At 60.6% G+C, this 15,935-nt stretch carries 12 protein-coding genes; 5 read left to right on the forward strand and 7 right to left on the reverse strand.

Annotated features, from left to right (window positions below; all coding sequences use genetic code 11):
- Positions 1–10: 10 nt before the first annotated feature.
- From ACB031_RS04820 to ACB031_RS04845, 6 genes are all read right to left on the reverse strand, one after another.
- Complete coding sequence (locus ACB031_RS04820; protein WP_005297832.1) at positions 11–646, reverse strand: energy transducer TonB; 636 nt, start codon at positions 644–646, stop codon at positions 11–13.
- Positions 647–662: 16 nt separating this feature from the next.
- A complete protein-coding gene (locus ACB031_RS04825; protein WP_005297833.1) occupies positions 663–1,070 on the reverse strand; it encodes a biopolymer transporter ExbD in 408 nt (135 codons plus the stop codon).
- Between the two features lie 67 nt (positions 1,071–1,137).
- Positions 1,138–1,665 (reverse strand): MotA/TolQ/ExbB proton channel family protein, encoded by a 528-nt coding sequence (locus ACB031_RS04830; protein ID WP_005297834.1) that lies wholly within the window; start codon positions 1,663–1,665, stop codon positions 1,138–1,140.
- Positions 1,666–1,675: 10 nt separating this feature from the next.
- Positions 1,676–3,049: a MotA/TolQ/ExbB proton channel family protein gene (locus ACB031_RS04835; protein ID WP_005297840.1), complete on the reverse strand. Its 1,374-nt coding sequence runs from the start codon at positions 3,047–3,049 to the stop codon at positions 1,676–1,678.
- Positions 3,046–3,810 (reverse strand): DUF3450 domain-containing protein, encoded by a 765-nt coding sequence (locus tag ACB031_RS04840; RefSeq protein ID WP_005297842.1) that lies wholly within the window; start codon positions 3,808–3,810, stop codon positions 3,046–3,048. The genes ACB031_RS04835 and ACB031_RS04840 overlap by 4 nt, the downstream gene beginning before the upstream one ends.
- A 110-nt stretch (positions 3,811–3,920) precedes the next feature.
- The gene (locus ACB031_RS04845) at positions 3,921–6,476 is read right to left on the reverse strand and encodes a TonB-dependent receptor (RefSeq protein ID WP_371139135.1); all 2,556 of its coding nucleotides are present in this window, start codon (positions 6,474–6,476) and stop codon (positions 3,921–3,923) included.
- Positions 6,477–7,213: 737 nt separating this feature from the next.
- Here ACB031_RS04845 and ACB031_RS04850 point away from each other — a divergent pair.
- The 5 genes from ACB031_RS04850 to ACB031_RS04870 all read left to right on the forward strand — a co-directional run bounded on the left by ACB031_RS04850 (position 7,214) and on the right by ACB031_RS04870 (position 13,267).
- The gene (locus ACB031_RS04850; RefSeq protein WP_010633023.1) at positions 7,214–8,239 is read left to right on the forward strand and encodes an ABC transporter permease subunit; all 1,026 of its coding nucleotides are present in this window, start codon (positions 7,214–7,216) and stop codon (positions 8,237–8,239) included.
- A gap of 2 nt (positions 8,240–8,241) precedes the next feature.
- A complete protein-coding gene (locus tag ACB031_RS04855) occupies positions 8,242–9,285 on the forward strand; it encodes an ABC transporter permease (protein ID WP_244367157.1) in 1,044 nt (347 codons plus the stop codon).
- 82 nt (positions 9,286–9,367) lie between these two features.
- Entirely contained in the window at positions 9,368–11,185 is a 1,818-nt protein-coding gene (locus ACB031_RS04860; protein WP_371139136.1) for an extracellular solute-binding protein, read from the forward strand.
- Positions 11,186–11,210: 25 nt separating this feature from the next.
- Positions 11,211–12,269, forward strand: coding sequence for an ABC transporter ATP-binding protein (locus tag ACB031_RS04865; protein WP_195879064.1), 1,059 nt, complete (start codon positions 11,211–11,213; stop codon positions 12,267–12,269).
- Positions 12,266–13,267 (forward strand): ABC transporter ATP-binding protein, encoded by a 1,002-nt coding sequence (locus ACB031_RS04870; protein WP_017781039.1) that lies wholly within the window; start codon positions 12,266–12,268, stop codon positions 13,265–13,267. Before ACB031_RS04865 ends, ACB031_RS04870 begins: the two co-directional genes overlap by 4 nt.
- Before the next feature lie 685 nt (positions 13,268–13,952).
- Here ACB031_RS04870 and ACB031_RS04875 read toward each other — a convergent pair.
- Positions 13,953–15,404, reverse strand: coding sequence for an aminoacyl-histidine dipeptidase (locus tag ACB031_RS04875; protein ID WP_371139137.1), 1,452 nt, complete (start codon positions 15,402–15,404; stop codon positions 13,953–13,955).
- Positions 15,405–15,935 lie beyond the last annotated feature (531 nt).

Below are 15,935 nucleotides of genomic sequence, written 5' to 3' on the forward strand. Positions count from 1 at the left end.
GCCACCTTCCTTAGTTGGTCGCAAACTCGATCTCTTGCTGCATGCGACTGGCCTGCGGCTTGCCATCCACCATGGCCGGTTTGAACGTCCATTTGGCGATGGTCTGGCGCGCTGCCTTGCCGAGGTCGTAGCTGCGTGGCTCTTCCTTGACGATCCGCACGTTGCTGACGGTGCCGCGCTCGGTGACGGTGAATTCCACCAGCACCTTGCCGGAGGCGAGGCCGGCCAGCGCCGCCTTGCGGGGCATCATGGGCTCGAAGGTCGCCAGCGGAATGGCGCCGTTGTTGCCACCCATGCCGCCACCACCGCCGCCGGTACTGTAGGCACCGAGGGCGTTGCCGCCGCCGATGTTGACCGGGATGTCGAGTTTGGGCATGTCCATCGGCGAGCTCTCCATCTGCGGCCGATCCGTGCTCGCCACTTCCATCTCGGGAGGGGGCGGCGGGCGTTTCGGGGGCGGCGGTTTGGGCAGCTCACGTTGTCTCTCTTGCAGGGTCTCCTGAGGCTTGAGGCGAATGAAGTCGGTCATGGTGACGTCCTCCTTCTCCGTCAGCTCCCGGTGATCCGGCGTGATGAGCTTGTTCATTCCCAGGAACAGGAAGAACACCACCACGCAGGAGACCGCTAACGATATCAGGTATCTCATGGCATTCGCTCCGGCATCAGCTGCTCTTGTCGGCGGCGATGGAGATGTTCTGGACACCGGCCATGCGGATCTGATCCATGACCTGGACCACCAGACCGGAACGGGATTCGCTGTCGGCCTGGATCACCACGGCGCTCTCCGGGTTCTCTGCCCGCAGCCGCTCGATGTTGGCACGCACGGCACCCACTTCGACGATGCGCTTGTCGACCCAGACCTGGCCGTTCTCGCGGACCGCGACCATGATGTTCCCCTTCTTCACCGTTTCGGCCGTGCTGGCGCTCGGGCGGTTGATCTCCACGCCGGACTCCTTGACGAACGAGGTGGTGACGATGAAGAAGATCAGCATGATGAACACTATGTCCAGCATGGGGGTCAAATCGATGGCCGCCTCATCAGCACTGCTGTCGCTGTGACGTTTTCTCATGGCAAAAACTCCTTGCTTGTTCTGTGCCCCCGCCAGAACCGGGCCCGGCGGGGGAGTGCATCCTGCATCAGCCGTGTTTCAGGTTGTCTTCCAGCTTCTGCACGGCCAGCTTGGCCTTGTGATCGAGCCGGCTGACAAAAAACAGACCGGAAAGGGCGGCAATCATGCCCGCCATGGTCGGTACCGTCGCCTTGGAGATCCCCGAGGCCATTGCCCGCGGTGAGCCGGTGCCGGTGATGGCCAGGGTGTCGAACACCTGCACCATGCCGACCACGGTCCCGAGCAGTCCCATCAGCGGGCAGAGGGCGATCAGCACCTTGATGACCGGCATCCCCTTGTCCACCGCCATGGCCACCCGGGAGACCAGCTCGCGGCGGATCTGCCTGGCAGACCAGGAGAGGTGATCGCTGCGGGCCAGCCAGGCGGCCTTGGTCTGCTTCACCTGTTGGGGGTAGACCGCCATGAAGTAGAACCAGCGCTCCAGCAGCAGGGCCCACATCATCAGGGTCAGGAAGAACAGGGCGACCAGCACGTCGCCCCCCAATCCCAGAAACCGGCGGACCGACTCGACTTCTTCAATCAACCAGAACCACATGGGTGACTCCTTACGCTGCGGCTTTGGAGGCGTGCAGACGTTCCTGATAACGGGCGACGAAGCCGGCGCTCTGCTCTTCCAGCACCTGGATCAGACGGCGGCTCTGGGTCTGCACTATGGTGTAGAGGAACAGCATGGGCACCGCGACCACCAGACCCTGCATGGTGGTGACCAGGGCTTCGGAGATACCGCCTGCCATCAACTTGGGATCGCCGGTACCGAACAGGGTGATGGCCTGGAAGGTGGCGATCATCCCGACCACAGTACCCAGCAGACCCAGCAGAGGTGCCACCGAGGCGATCAGCTTGATGATGCTGATGCCCTTCTCGAACTTGGGCACGTTGCGCAGGATGATCTCGTCGAGCTTGGACTCCAGATCCTCGATGTTGTCGCCACGGTGCGCCTGGTAGGCGCCCAGCATCTCGCCGATGGGGTTGCCCTTGATGATCTGATCGGATTTCAGCTGCTTGCGCATGGAGCCGCCGATGAGGGAGAGGCGGGCACCGCAGAACAGCGCCAGCAGGGTGCCGATGACCCCCAGTGCCAGGATCACGTAACCCACGGAGCCGCCCTGATCGATGCGCTCTTTGAGGGTTGGCGACTGCACCAGCAAGGAGAGGATCACACCGCGGGACGGGTCGATAAAGATGGGTTCGACGCTGCCGCCGCCCTGTTCAAACTTGGCGACCGGTTCCAGCACATTGCTTTCTGGTTGACGGGAGAGCTGTTCGAACTTGCCGGTCTCCGGCACGAAGGTCAGGTACTTGCCTTCGGAGACGGTGTTGAACTCGCCGATCTGGGTGACGGTTTTCTCGGCCTGGTTGCCTTCGCCATAGACCACGGTGGCCGGGATCTGGCTCACCTTGCCACCGTCGACCATGCGGCTGAGGGTGGTGGTCCAGAAGGCGGTCAGGTCATCGCTGGAGGGGAGCTCCTTGCTCTCGGCCAGGCGGGTCAGCAGGGCGGTCTGCTCCGGATGCTCGACCCGACGGGCGGAGGCGTTGAAGATCCCCTTGAACTCGCCGGCGAACTGGCGCAGTACGCCGAACATCTCGCCCATGTTGCCGGAACGCTGGCGCAGGGTCTCGGTCAGCTCGGTCAGCTGCTTGTCATTGGCATCAAAAGTGGCCTTGAGCTGCTCGCCTCTTGCGGTCTCGGCAGCCAGGTCGGCCTTGGCCTTGGCCAGCAGGGCGGTCTGCTCGTTCTTGTCGGCCAGGAAGCGGGCTTCCCGCTCCTTGTTGAGCTGGGATTCAGTGGTGCTGGCAGCCTTGACCTGATTGAGCAGGGCGTTCAGATCCACCGGTTTCTCGGCGGCGGTCACCGGCAGGGTGACCAGGGTAGCGCCCGCGATCAGCGAGGCGATGGCAAGTTTGATTCCTTTCATGATGCTTTCTCCGCAGTTTGAACCGGCAGCTTGATGAGGGCGGGAGGCGCCTGCTTCTTGGCGATGCGAAGGCCCTGTTCCACTGCACTGCGATACTCCTGGGGCAACTCTTCCCACTGGCGGGTCTGTTTGTTCCACATGCCGGTTTCCTGGCCGTCCGGGGACTGGTAGAGCAGGGCAATGCGGCCGACACGCAGGAACTCGTAGGTCTTCTCGCTGCCATCCTTGTCCAGGCTGGCCTTGTAGGACTCGATGGTGCGGCTGAAGCCCTCCTCGATCTGATAGGCCTCCAGGATCTTGCGGTACTTCTCGGAGATGGTGACATCGGCCCGGTTCATCAGGTCGGTCAGGGCCGCCACGCGGTCCTCCCGCTCAACCTTCTGGAACGGCAGGTCCAGCGAGACGAACTGATCGAGGGAGTCGATCATCTTGAGCATCAAGGGCACCACTTCGGTGCTGGTCTGATCGATCTGGGCGATCTGGCGCTGCATGGAGGCCAGTTCGCTGCTCTGGGATTCGACCATCTTGCCCACCTGCTCGTTGTAGGTGCGCAGGCTGTCGACCTGGCGCAGAGCGGCCTTGTACTGGGCGAGGGCGGATTCGGCAGAGTCGGCGTAGTTGTCGATCTTCTGCTGGGAAACTTTGGATGCATTGTCGGTGGCGGCTTGAGCGTCCACTGCCTGGCTGGCAGAGGCGGCACTCAGATTGAAGCTGGTCAGCAAGGCAGCAGAAACCAGGCTGCCGAGGAGCGCTTTCTTCATTGTAATTGTCCTTGTTTTCATAGGATTACCCTATCTCCGTAACTTCCTTGGACGTTGGGCAAAGCCGGCCCGACCGGGCCGGCTTAGGTTGGTATATCAACGAGAGTTGATTAGAACTTCTGGGTGTAGTCGAGGTAGACGATGCGTCCGTCGATGCTGTAGAGATCTTCGTCGTAGGTGAAGCCGTCGCTGGAGAGCGAGGGGCCTACGTTGAACATGTTCTTCACACCGGCTTGCAGCTTGCCGTTCCAGGGGGTGTCAACACCGACGTTCAGGTTCCAGGTGGTCTGGGAGGCGATATGGCCCTCGGTCCGACCGTCAACATAGTCCTGGCTCTGGGAGTCGATGTAGTTGGCACTCAGGTAGGCATCCATGTTCCACCACTGCGGCACATTGACCCCGACACCGGAGTTGAAGCGCAGTTCAGGCTTGGCGTTCCAGCCCTTCTTGTCGACCATGGGACCGCCGGCGAACAGACCCTCTTCGTATTTCAGAATGTAGGTGCTGCCGAAGTCGTAGCGCACAGTCGCGACGTTGAAGTCGTACTTGTAGTCAGCCTTGAAGTCCAGACCGCTGGTCTTGAGCTGGCCCAGGTTGACCATGCCGGCATAAACCTGCTCCACATCGCCGTTGGCATCGCGGATGACGTTCGGGTTGCTGCCAGTGTTCAGCTCCTGATAGAACTGGGTCTGGGTGGTGGCCAGCTGGATCACGTCATCAATCTTGATGTAGTAGTAGTCCAGCGAGAGGTTGAGGTCGTCGATCGGGCTGTAGGCAGCGCCGATGCCGAAGGTGTCAGCCGTCTCTTCCTTCAGGTTCTTGTTGGATTGGCGAACCGTGGTGTACTGCTCTTCCGGGCAGTTGGCGACACCGTTGGCCTGGCAGGAGACATAGTCCTTGGCGTAGTCGGCGGAGTCGGCATCGGCCGCGTACAGGTCATCCAGACCCGGGGCACGGAAGGACTGCGACCAGGAGGTGCGGAACAACAGGTTGTCCAGCGGCTGATAGCGCAGGCTCGCCTTGGGCGAGAAGGCGCTGCCGAAGTCGCTGTACTTGTCGAAACGACCGGCCAGGTTCAGCTCGATCTGCTCGGTGATGGGGATCAGGCTCTCGATGTAGGCGGCGAAGACGTCGCGCACACCACTGCCCGAGTTGCCGGAAGAGCCGATGACGTTGCCGGCCGCAGACTGGCTGTCATAGGTGTCGGAGTAAACCCAGTCGTTGTACTCGGCCCCCAGGTACCAGCCGATGGGGCCGGCCGGCAGCTCGCCCATGCTCCAGCCCAGGCCACCGTACCACTGGAAGAAGTCCATCTTGGAGGTGCGGCTGGTGTCGTAGGAGAGGCTGTTGGTGGCGGCACTGGAGAACTCGCCGTTCTTGAAGTTGCCGCTGTCGACCTCCTGCTGGACCGACGGATTCAGCACATAGCCGGTCCCGCGGTTCTTGTTGTCGGTCTTGGAGTACATGTAGCCCGCATTCCACTCCACATCGCCCACCGCTTCGGTCGGCAATGTGCCCTCGAAGCCCAGGTTCATGCTGCCGGTCATGTCGGTGACGTCGTTGTCACGGGGGCCGACGTTGCTGAAGCGATAGTAGACGGTAGCCTTGTCGCCGATGAAGCCGTTGTCGGCCAGCAGCTGGGCGCCGCCCGGAGTGGTACCGTCGATGCTGAAGGGACCGGCGGCTGGGGCGAAGCGGCCGAAGCTGGTGACCCGCGAGCCGATCAGCTGGGGTACGAAATCGACGTTGTCATTGATGTGATAGCGGCCGTTGACATAGACGGTGTCCCGGGTACGGGAGGCGGTCTTGGCGGCGACCTGGGCAAAGTCGAAGCGGCAGGCTGTACCGACCGGCACGAAGCCGGGACCGGTATTGGCGCAGTCGATGCCGTCCAGGGTACGGGTGACCGTCTTGCCGGTGGCGGCATCGATCCCCTTGATGTTGCGGCCATACAGGCTGGGAGCAGACGAGCCCTGCAACGCCAGGTAGTCGCGATCCTTGTAGTAGATCTCATCCTTGACGTCGTGCTCGTACACCATCATCAGGGAACCCTTCTCCCCGGTGATGCCGCTGACGATGGAACCGCTCTTCTCGTCACCACCCTCTTCGGTGGGAGAGCCGATACGGCCCTGGAATTCCAGCCCTTCATAGTCCTGTTTCAGGATGACGTTGATGACGCCGCCGATGGCATCGGAACCGTACAGGGCAGAGCCGCCGTCCAGGTTCACTTCAACCCGCTCCACCGCCGCCATGGGGATGGAGTTGAGGTTGATGGAGCTGCCACCGATGGAAGGAGAGCCGGCGACCCGCTTGCCGTTGAGCAGCACCAGAGTGCGCTCTGAGCCAAGCCCGCGCAGGCTGACGGTGGCCTGGGATTGGGCTGAGCTGCCGGAGGAGGGGGAGATACTACCGAAGGAGTTGTAGGAAGCCTGCTTCAGGTAGTCGGCCACGGTCTGCTGACCGGATTGTTCGATCTTGGCCTTGCTGATGGCGACGACCGGGGTGGCGCCTTCCACGTCGACACGGGAGATGCGCGAGCCGGTAACCTTGATCTTCTGGAGTTTTTCGACGTTTTGGCCTTCTTCGGCCAAGACAGGGGTGGCCACTACTGCCGCGCTCGCCAAGGCAAACGCAACGGCAGCAGAGAGTCTGCTTTTCCTAAGCATCGCTTATATCCTTCCTGGTTGTTTTTTTGTTTGCTTCCATACCGCCCTCGTTGGGGCGATGCGTAAGGCTTATCAAGGTTTGGCGGTTGACGTCAATTGAGGCGGTACGGATGGGGGCGTGGCGGGTAATAAGATGACTATGTTTTATTTGTTCGCATTTGGCAGAGATTTATTCTGATTTGGTAACGTTTTCCTATGTAAAGGTTTTGTTAAAGCAAATTGATTCCAGTTTATCGATTAATTTTGAACTTATCGATAAGGGTGGTGTCTTTCTGGGTTTTATATTGTTGAGTTAGGTATTTTTAGCATTATTGTCTGTTTTGGTAGTGTGTTCGGCTGAGGTTCAGGCTGGGCGCCGGCCACCTATTTATGTGCAGCCATATAGAGAAGGTGTTCTTTTGTGGGGTTTGCTTTAAGTGGCTGTTTTTAATGGTTTATTTAATTTATTTGCTGGTTTTTATCTGTTTTGTTGAATTACTAAACGTTATTTAAGTTGTTCATCTTGTAGTTTTTTATCTTGAAGTTGCGAATTTCAGAAAAAACTCACGATAAATTCCACTGCACAAGCCGGGACCAGAATGCACCCCTAGTTCTACTTGATTTTTGTTGCAGAGCTTTTACAGTGACCGAGCGGATAGTCTGTCAATCATCGGCTATTCAGTGAGTAATGCCAGGAAGGACGGGCCCGTCACCGGATGTGACTGGCCATAAAAGAACAACAAGGACGAGGTTCCACCATGCTGTCGTATTTCCTACGTCGGATGCTTTTGATCATCCCGACGTTTCTCGGTATCACCCTGCTCGTCTTCACCATCACCCGTTTCGTGCCGGGCGGTCCGGTCGAACGCATGTTGCTGCAGGCCCAGGTTTCCCAGAATGAGTCCGGTCGCTCCAGCGGCAGCAAGGGGGCGCAGGCGCTCTCCGACGAGCAGATCGAGGAGCTCAAGGCGTTCTATGGCCTCGACAAGCCCATGCTGGTCGCCTATTGGGAGTGGCTGCAGAAGCTGGCGGTGCTGGATCTCGGCGAGTCGACCCGCTATTACGAGCCGGTGTGGGATCTTATCAAGGACAGGTTGCCGGTGACCGCCTTCTTCGGGCTGGCCACCTTTCTGCTGAGCTACGCCGTCTCCATCCCGCTCGGGGTGGCCAAGGCGCTCAGACACAACACCCGCTTCGATTCAGTCAGCTCCATGCTCATCTACATGGCCTATGCGTTGCCCGCCTACGTGGTGGGCATCTTCCTCATCACAGTGTTCGCGTTTCATCTGGAGTGGCTGCCCATGGGTGGCTTCCCGGGAGACGAGTTTGACGGGATGGAGAACAGCTGGGATCAGATCCGTACCCTCTTCGCCCACGCGCTGCTGCCGCTCATCGCCTATGCCATCGGGGATTTCGCCATCCTCACCATGACCATGAAAAACAGCCTGATGGAGAACCTGTCGGCGGATTACGTACGTACCGCCGTGGCCAAGGGCTTGCCGTTTCGCAAGGCGGTGACCGATCACGCCATGCGCAACAGCCTGATCCCCATCGCGAGCCACCTGGGATCTGTGCTCACCGTCTTCTTCGGCGGATCCTTCCTCATCGAGACCATCTTCAACATCGACGGCATCGGCCTGCTTGGTTACGAGGCCATCGTGGAGCGGGACTACCCCACAGTGATGGGCATTCTGGCCATCACCTCCATGCTGATGCTGGTGGGCAATATCGTCTCCGACATCTGCGTCGCCCTTGTCGATCCCCGCGTGCGGTTTGGAGAGTGAACATGAACCTGAATCCGGTAACGCTGAAAAAACTCAAGCGTTTCAAATCGATAAAACGCGGCTACTACTCCTTTATCATCTTCACCACCCTGGTGCTGCTCTCCCTGCTGGCGGAGCTCTTGGTCAACAGCCGGGCACTGATGGTGAGCTATCAGGGGGAGCTCTATTTCCCCACCTATGGCGACGTGATCCCGGGTCAGCAGTTCGGGCTCGATTACGAGTACGAGACCAACTACCGCCAACTCCAAGACAAATTCGCCGCAGAGGGCAAGGGGGACTGGGTGCTGCTACCACCTGTGCCCTGGAATCCCTATGAGCAGGATTTCAAGCAGGACGCCTACCCACCCTATGCGCCGAGCCTGGCCGAGCGCCACCTGCTCGGCACCGACACCAGCGGCCGCGACGTGCTGGCGCGGCTGGTCTATGGCTTTCGTATCGCCATCGGCTTTGCCTTTATCGCGCTGGTGGCCAGCTACGCCATCGGCGTCACCATCGGCTGCATGATGGGCTTTCTCGGCGGACGCTTTGACCTGGTGCTGCAGCGCTTCATCGAGATCTGGTCCCAAGTGCCGTTTCTCTACGTCATCATGATCCTGGTGTCGCTGGCCAAGCCCAACTTCGGCCTGTTCGTGGCCATCAACGTATTGTTCGGCTGGATGGGCATCACCTGGTACATGCGCACCCTCACTTACAAGGAGCGGGCGCGGGACTACGTGATGGCGGCGCGGGCCCAGGGGGCCGGCACCGGGCGGATCATCTTCAACCACATTCTGCCCAACACCCTGATGATGATCGTCACCCTGGCGCCGTTTGCCGTGGTGGGCAACATCTCCACCCTGACGGCGCTGGACTACCTGGGCTTTGGCCTGGCCCCGCCCACCCCGAGCTGGGGGGAGCTGCTCTCCCAGGGGATCAACAACCTGGATGCCATCTGGATCGTGAGCTCGGTAGTGGCGGCGGTGAGTCTGGTGCTGATCATGGTCTCCTTTATCGGCGAGGCGATCCGCGAGGCGTTCGATCCGCGCAAATTTACCCGTTATCAGTGACCTGTGGCGCACCCAAGGCGCCGGGTTGCTCACCCTTAAATTGCTAAGCCCCCAGTGCAGGGGTATGACCAGGAAGTCAAACATGAACAATAAAATCAAATGGATAGGTGCTCTATTCTTGTTGGTGAACGGGACCTGGGTGTGGGCGGCCAGCCTGCCTGCGGATCTCAAGTGGGAAACCAACGACACCGACCCCGTGTTCGCCTCGCCCAAGGCGCTGCCCGGCGGCAGCATCACCATGTTTATAGACAGTTTTCCGCTGACGTTTCGCACCGTGGGGCCGGACTCCAACGGCGCGTTCCGCTCCTTCATCATGGACAACCAGCTGAGGCTCATCAGCTTCCATCCCAATACCGGCAACCCCATCCCTGCGCTGGCGACCCACTGGGCCATCGCGCCGGACAACCAGACCGTCTACTTCAAGCTGGATCCGCGTGCCAAGTGGTCCGACGGCAAGCCGGTGGTCGCCGATGACTACACCTTCGGCTACGAGATGATGCGCTCCAAGGACATCAAGGGGCCCTGGTTCAACAACTACTACACCACCGAGGTGGTGGCGGTGGAGAAGATTGATGACCACACCATCCTGGTCAAGGCGGGCACCCGCAAGGCCAAGCTGGATCTGCTCAACACCACCGAGTTGTGGCCCCAGCCCAAGCACTACTACAAGCTGACCCCCAACTGGGTGAAGCAGTACAACTGGGCCGTAGTGCCCACCACAGGCCCTTATGTGATGACCGACGTGAAGAAGGGCAAGTCCATCACCTTCAGCAAGCAGAAGGGGTGGTGGGCCCAGAACTATCGCTACAACCAGCACAGGTTCAACCTCGACACCATCAAGGTGCAGGTGATCCGCGATCACAACATCGCCTTCCGTCACTTCCTGAAAGGGGAGCTCGATACCTTCGAGATGATCCTGCCCAACTGGTGGCATGAGAAAGCGGTCACTCCCGAGTACAAGCAGGGATACGTGCAGAAGGTGATGGCCATGACCGACACCAAGCAGGGCGGGCAAGGGCTGCATCTCAATATCGCCACTCCCAAGCTGGCGGACATCAACGTGCGGCTCGGCATTCAGCATGCCCTCAACATCGACAAGATGATCAAGACGGTGCTGCGTGGCGACTACGACAGAGCCACCACCTTCGGCTCGGGTTTTGGCGAGTTCACCGACATGCAGCTGCCGGAGCGGGCCTATGACATCAGCAAGGCGCGCGACTACTTTGCCAAGGCGGGCTACAGCAAGCCGGGGCCGGACGGCATCCTGCAGAACGACAAGGGTGAGCGGCTGAACCTGGCGCTCACCTACACCAGCCAGGAGCACTCCAAGCGACTGACCGTGCTCAAGGAAGAGGCCAAGAAGGCGGGGCTGGATCTGGAGCTCAACCTGGTGGACGGCGCCACCGGCTTCAAGGCGATGCTGGAGAAGAAACACGAGGCGGCCTGGATGGGCTGGGCCGGCGGCGGTCTCTATCCGCAGTATTGGGAGTCGTTCCACTCCGCCAACGCCAACAAGCCGCAGACCAACAACCTGTTCAACGTGGCTGACAAGGAGCTCGACACGCTGATCGACGCCTACAACGTCGAGTTCGACATGGCCAAGCGGGCCGAGCTCTCTCGCCAGATCCAGCAGCGCATCTATGACTTGGCCATCTTCGTGCCCGGAGTCCAGCTCAACTACGTGCGGGCCAGCAGCTGGCGTTACGTGATGCTGCCCGAGGTGCCCGCCACCAAGAACACGCCGGATCTGCTCTACTGGCCCATGGACGGCTATCCCCACAGCAGTGGCGGCCTGCTCTGGCTCGATCCCAAGGTGAAGGAAGAGACCCTGAAAGCCAAGGAGGCAGGGGAGGCGCTGGCGCCCATCAACCTGCTCGACAAGACCTATGCACGTCACTGATATGGCGCAGAAGGGAGCAGCAGTCATGCCCAACACACAGGCTCCCCACCCGGGTGCCCGGGATCATGGGAGGCAGCTCGGCATGGATGATGGCCAGAGCAAGGCCCCGATTCTTGAGGTACGCGATCTCGAGGTGGAATTTGCCGTCGACGACGGCAGGATCAAGGTGCTCGACGGGGTCAGCTTCCAGGTTGCCCCCGGCCAGACCCTGGGGGTGGTCGGCGAGTCCGGCTGCGGCAAGAGCGTCACCTCGCTCGCCATCATGGGGCTGTTGCCCAAGCCCCATGGTCAGGTGGTGGCGGGCTCCATCCGTTTTCAGGGGGAGGATCTGCTCGCGCTGTCACCGGATCAGATGTACAAGGTGCGCGGCAACCGCATCTCGATGATCTTTCAGGAGCCGATGACGGCGCTCAACCCGGTGCAGACGGTCGGCGATCAGCTGATGGAGGTGTTCCGCCTCCACCGTCCCGATTACAACAAGGCCCAGCGCAGGGAGGCGGCCATCGCCATGCTGCAGAAGGTGGGGATCCCCGAGCCCGCCCAGCGCTTCGCCGTCTATCCCCACAACCTCTCCGGCGGCATGCGTCAGCGGGTGATGATCGCCATGGCGCTCGCCTGCGAGCCGGCGCTGCTTATCTGCGACGAGCCGACCACGGCGCTGGATGTGACCATCCAGGCCCAGATCCTGGAACTGATGAAGGAGCTGCAGGCCCAGACCGGCATGGCCATCATCTTCATCACCCACGATCTCGGGGTCGTGGCGGAGCTGTGCGACGAGGTGGTGGTAATGTATGCGGGCCGGGCGGTGGAGCAGGCCGACGTGTTCGAGCTGTTTGACCACCCGCGCCATCCCTATACTCATGGTCTGATGAGCTCGATCCCGCGGCTCGAAGATGAGCCCAAGAGCCTGCTCAAGACCATCAAGGGGCAGGTGCCCGCCCTGCACGAGATGCCCGCCGGGTGCCGTTTCTCCAACCGTTGTCCCCATGCCACCGAGATCTGCGTGAGGGCCATTCCGGCCACCGAGCAGCTCGCCGAGCGGCACGGGGTGGCCTGCCACCACTGGAGGGAGCTAGCCGTATGAAGACGCTTTTATCGGTGCGCGACGTGAAGCAGCACTTCCAGCTGGGCGGCGGCTTGTTGCGCAAGAAGTACCACGTCTACGCGGTGGACGGCATCAGCTTCGATCTCAAGCAGGGGGAGACACTGGGGCTGGTGGGCGAGTCCGGCTGCGGCAAGTCGACCCTGGGACGCACCCTGCTCAAGCTGTTCGAACCGACCGCCGGCACCATCACCTTCGAGGGGCGTGACATCACCCACCTCTCGCCCAAGGAGATGCGCTCCCTGCGCCAGGAGATGCAGATCGTGTTTCAGGATCCTGCAGAATCCCTCAACAGCCGCCACACGGTGGGGCAGATCCTGGAGGAGCCCTTCGTCATTCACGGCAAGGGCAACGCCGAACAGCGGCGGGTCTGGGTGCAGGAGCTGCTGGAGAAGGTAGGGCTGCCCGGCAGCGCGGTGGATCGCTATCCCCATGAGTTTTCGGGCGGCCAGCGACAGCGCATCGGCATCGCCCGGGCCATCGCCCTCAAGCCCAAGCTGCTGGTCTGTGACGAGGCGGTGTCGGCGCTGGATGTATCGGTGCAGTCCCAGATCGTCAACCTGCTGCTCACCCTGCAGCGGGAGATGAATCTCGCCATCATCTTCATCGCCCACGACCTGTCGGTGGTCAAGCACATCTCGGATCGGATTGCGGTGATGTATCTGGGCAGGATCGTCGAACTGGCCGAGGCCCAGTCGCTCTATCTGGCGCCGCGTCACCCCTATACCCAGGCACTCATCTCGGCCATTCCGGTGCCGGACCCGCGTCGGCGCAGCCAGCGCATCCTGCTGACCGGTGATGTGCCATCCCCCATCTCGCCGCCGAGCGGCTGCCACTTTCACCAGCGCTGCCCCTATGCCGGCGAGCTGTGCCGCACCCAGTCACCGAGTCTGCAGTCGTGCGACGGGGCCGGTCACCAGGTGGCCTGCCACACGCCGTTGCCACTGGCCGAGGCGATCCCCCTGGGAAAGGCAGTATGATGCCGGTGCCAGCATCGCAGCAAGATGGCACGGGAAACAACGAATAAAAAATGGGGCCTGCGGGCCCCATCTTCATGGTTGGAGTTCAGGTTTGGCCGTGGAACATCTGGCCAGGGCAGGACAGCGCCCCCGAGAGGGGATGGCTGCTGTGTGGATTGCTGTTGTTTGTAATTTTACTACTTAAATACCCGGTAACTCTTTCACGAAATTGGCCGCTGGTGGTATCAGGCGCCATAACGGAAGTAGTAGTTGCGGGTTGACGGTGCATAAGTATCTTTCTCTGCCACGCCTTTCTTGCTGGTTACACCCTTCAGGTGGAACAGTACTGCCAGATTCTCAAACATATATTCACCTCATCGCTCTGTCGTTGACTTGTTATCTGTGACCTGGGTCACGCTTTGATCCTATGGCCTTCTGTGAGCTGGATCAACCTTTTGTGTTGTAAATTTACATAAATCATGGAAAGGGTTTTCAAATCCAGCGCTGCTTATGGAGACGGTTTCAGCAGACTCTCAGATTGATCCCCGTGGTCTGGCTGACGAGTCTGGATTAGCTGCGGATGGGGGGGGCAGAGCAGTCCGGCGGTTTCGAGGGGAAGCACGCCAAGGGCTGGCGGGAGCAGGCAAAAAAATACCCCGCACCTGGCGGGGTATGTGGTGTAGCCGGTCGGCCTTGACCTGCGGGCTTATTTGGCCGGGATCTGTTCCAGCACGTGAACCAGCAGCTGCCAGAACCGCTCGACCGCCGGGATGTGCACCTTCTCGCCCGGCGCGTGGGCGCCGCGGATGGTCGGGCCGAAGGAGACCATGTCCCACTCCGGGTAGGCGCTCTTGAACAGACCACACTCGAGGCCGGCGTGGATCACCATGACGTTCGGCATTTCGCCGAACAGGGTCTGGTAGCTGCTCCGTACCAGCGCCATCACCGGGGAGTCCACGTTCGGTGCCCAGCCAGGGTAGGCGCCGGTAAACTCGCAGCTGGCGCCAGCCAGATTGAACAGGGAGCGGGTCATCTGCTCGACGCTCTCGCGACCAGAGTCGATCAGGGAGCGGATCAGGCACTGCACGTACACTTCGCCATCCTGGGTCTTGATGACGCCCAGGTTGGTGGAGGTCTCGGTCACGCCCGGGATGGCATCGCTCATGCGGATCACCCCGTTCGGGCAGGCCATCAGGGAGTCCAGCAGGCGAGCCTGCAGGGACTCGCTCATCAGCTGGGCCGGTTTCTCCTGGGCGGTGAGCAGCACGGTCAGGTTGGCTTCGGTGGCAGCCAGCTCGCTCTGGTAGATGCCGGTATAACGGTCAACCAGGGCCTTGAATTCGTTGACGCTGGCGGCGGGCACCAGCAGCTTGGCACGGGCCTCGCGCGGGATGGCGTTGCGTAGGGTGCCACCGTGGATCTCGGCCAGGCGCAGGCCCAGCGGCTCGGCGGCCTTGAGCAGACGCACCAGCAGCTTGTTGGCGTTGCCGCGGCCGCGATGGATGTCGACCCCGGAGTGACCGCCGCGCAGCCCTTTTACCTGCAGCTCGAAACCTTCGCCTTCAGCGGCGGCAACCTGCTCCAGCGGGAAGCGGATATTGGCATCCACCCCGCCGGCGCAGCCCATGTAGACCTCGCCATCCTCTTCGGAGTCGGTGTTGAGCAGGATCTCGCCCTCCAGCCAGCCCGCTTCCAGACCGAAGGCGCCGGTCATGCCGGTCTCTTCGTCGGTGGTCAGCAGCACTTCCAGCGGGCCGTGCTTGATGCTCTTGTCGGCCAGCACGGCCAGGCAGCCGGCCATACCCATGCCGTTGTCGGCACCCAAGGTGGTGCCGCGGGCGGTGACCCATTCACCGTCGATGTAGGCATCGATGGGATCCTTGGTGAAGTCGTGCTGGGTGTCGGCGTTGGCCTGGGGCACCATGTCGATGTGGGCCTGCAGCACCACCGCCTTGCGGTTTTCCATCCCCGGCGTGGCCGGTTTCTTGATGATGATGTTGCCGACGGCATCTTGCTTGACCGCCAGCCCTTCCCCTTTGGCCCACTGCATGATCCAGGCGCTCAGCTGGGCTTCGTGCTTGGAGGGGTGGGGGATGGAGCAGATCTGTTCGAAGAAGTGCCAAATCAGTTTGGGAGAGAGAGAGCTAAGCTGTGCCACGTCGGGACTCCTTACCAGCACGGAAAATGACAGAGCCCCGGCAGCGGGGCGAGGAAGAGGATAACGATAATACAGTCAATCACACAAAAATGTGAGCGATCAGCGCAAATTGCGGGCAGCTTGTGCTGGCAGGCGGGGGATTGGCAGCGAACTGCTCCGATGGGGGCAAAATGAGCCAGCACAAAAGATTTTTTTGTGATTCACATCACAAAAATATTGAGTTTATGGCGCCGACTGGTAAATTAACGACCGTGGTTCGCCACCCGTCAGGATGACGATGAATGCCTCCAGGGAACCGAAGCAAAGCAAGTGCGCCTCCATGGAACCGAGTGTCCGTTCAAGGATTTGAACCCGCATAAAGGTACGTAACTTGTTAAGCAATCAGGAGTTTATTATGTCAGGCAGCAATTCAACCTATTGGTTCGCCCAGTCTCTTTATACCCAGGGCTTCAGCTACCCGAACCCCTACGCCAACCGCCGTTGATGCGAGCCGTCAGCCAGGCTGACGACGGGCGTATCGAAAAAAGCAGG

Source organism: Aeromonas sp. S8(2024), assembly GCF_041403085.1.
Taxonomy (GTDB): domain Bacteria; phylum Pseudomonadota; class Gammaproteobacteria; order Enterobacterales; family Aeromonadaceae; genus Aeromonas; species Aeromonas dhakensis.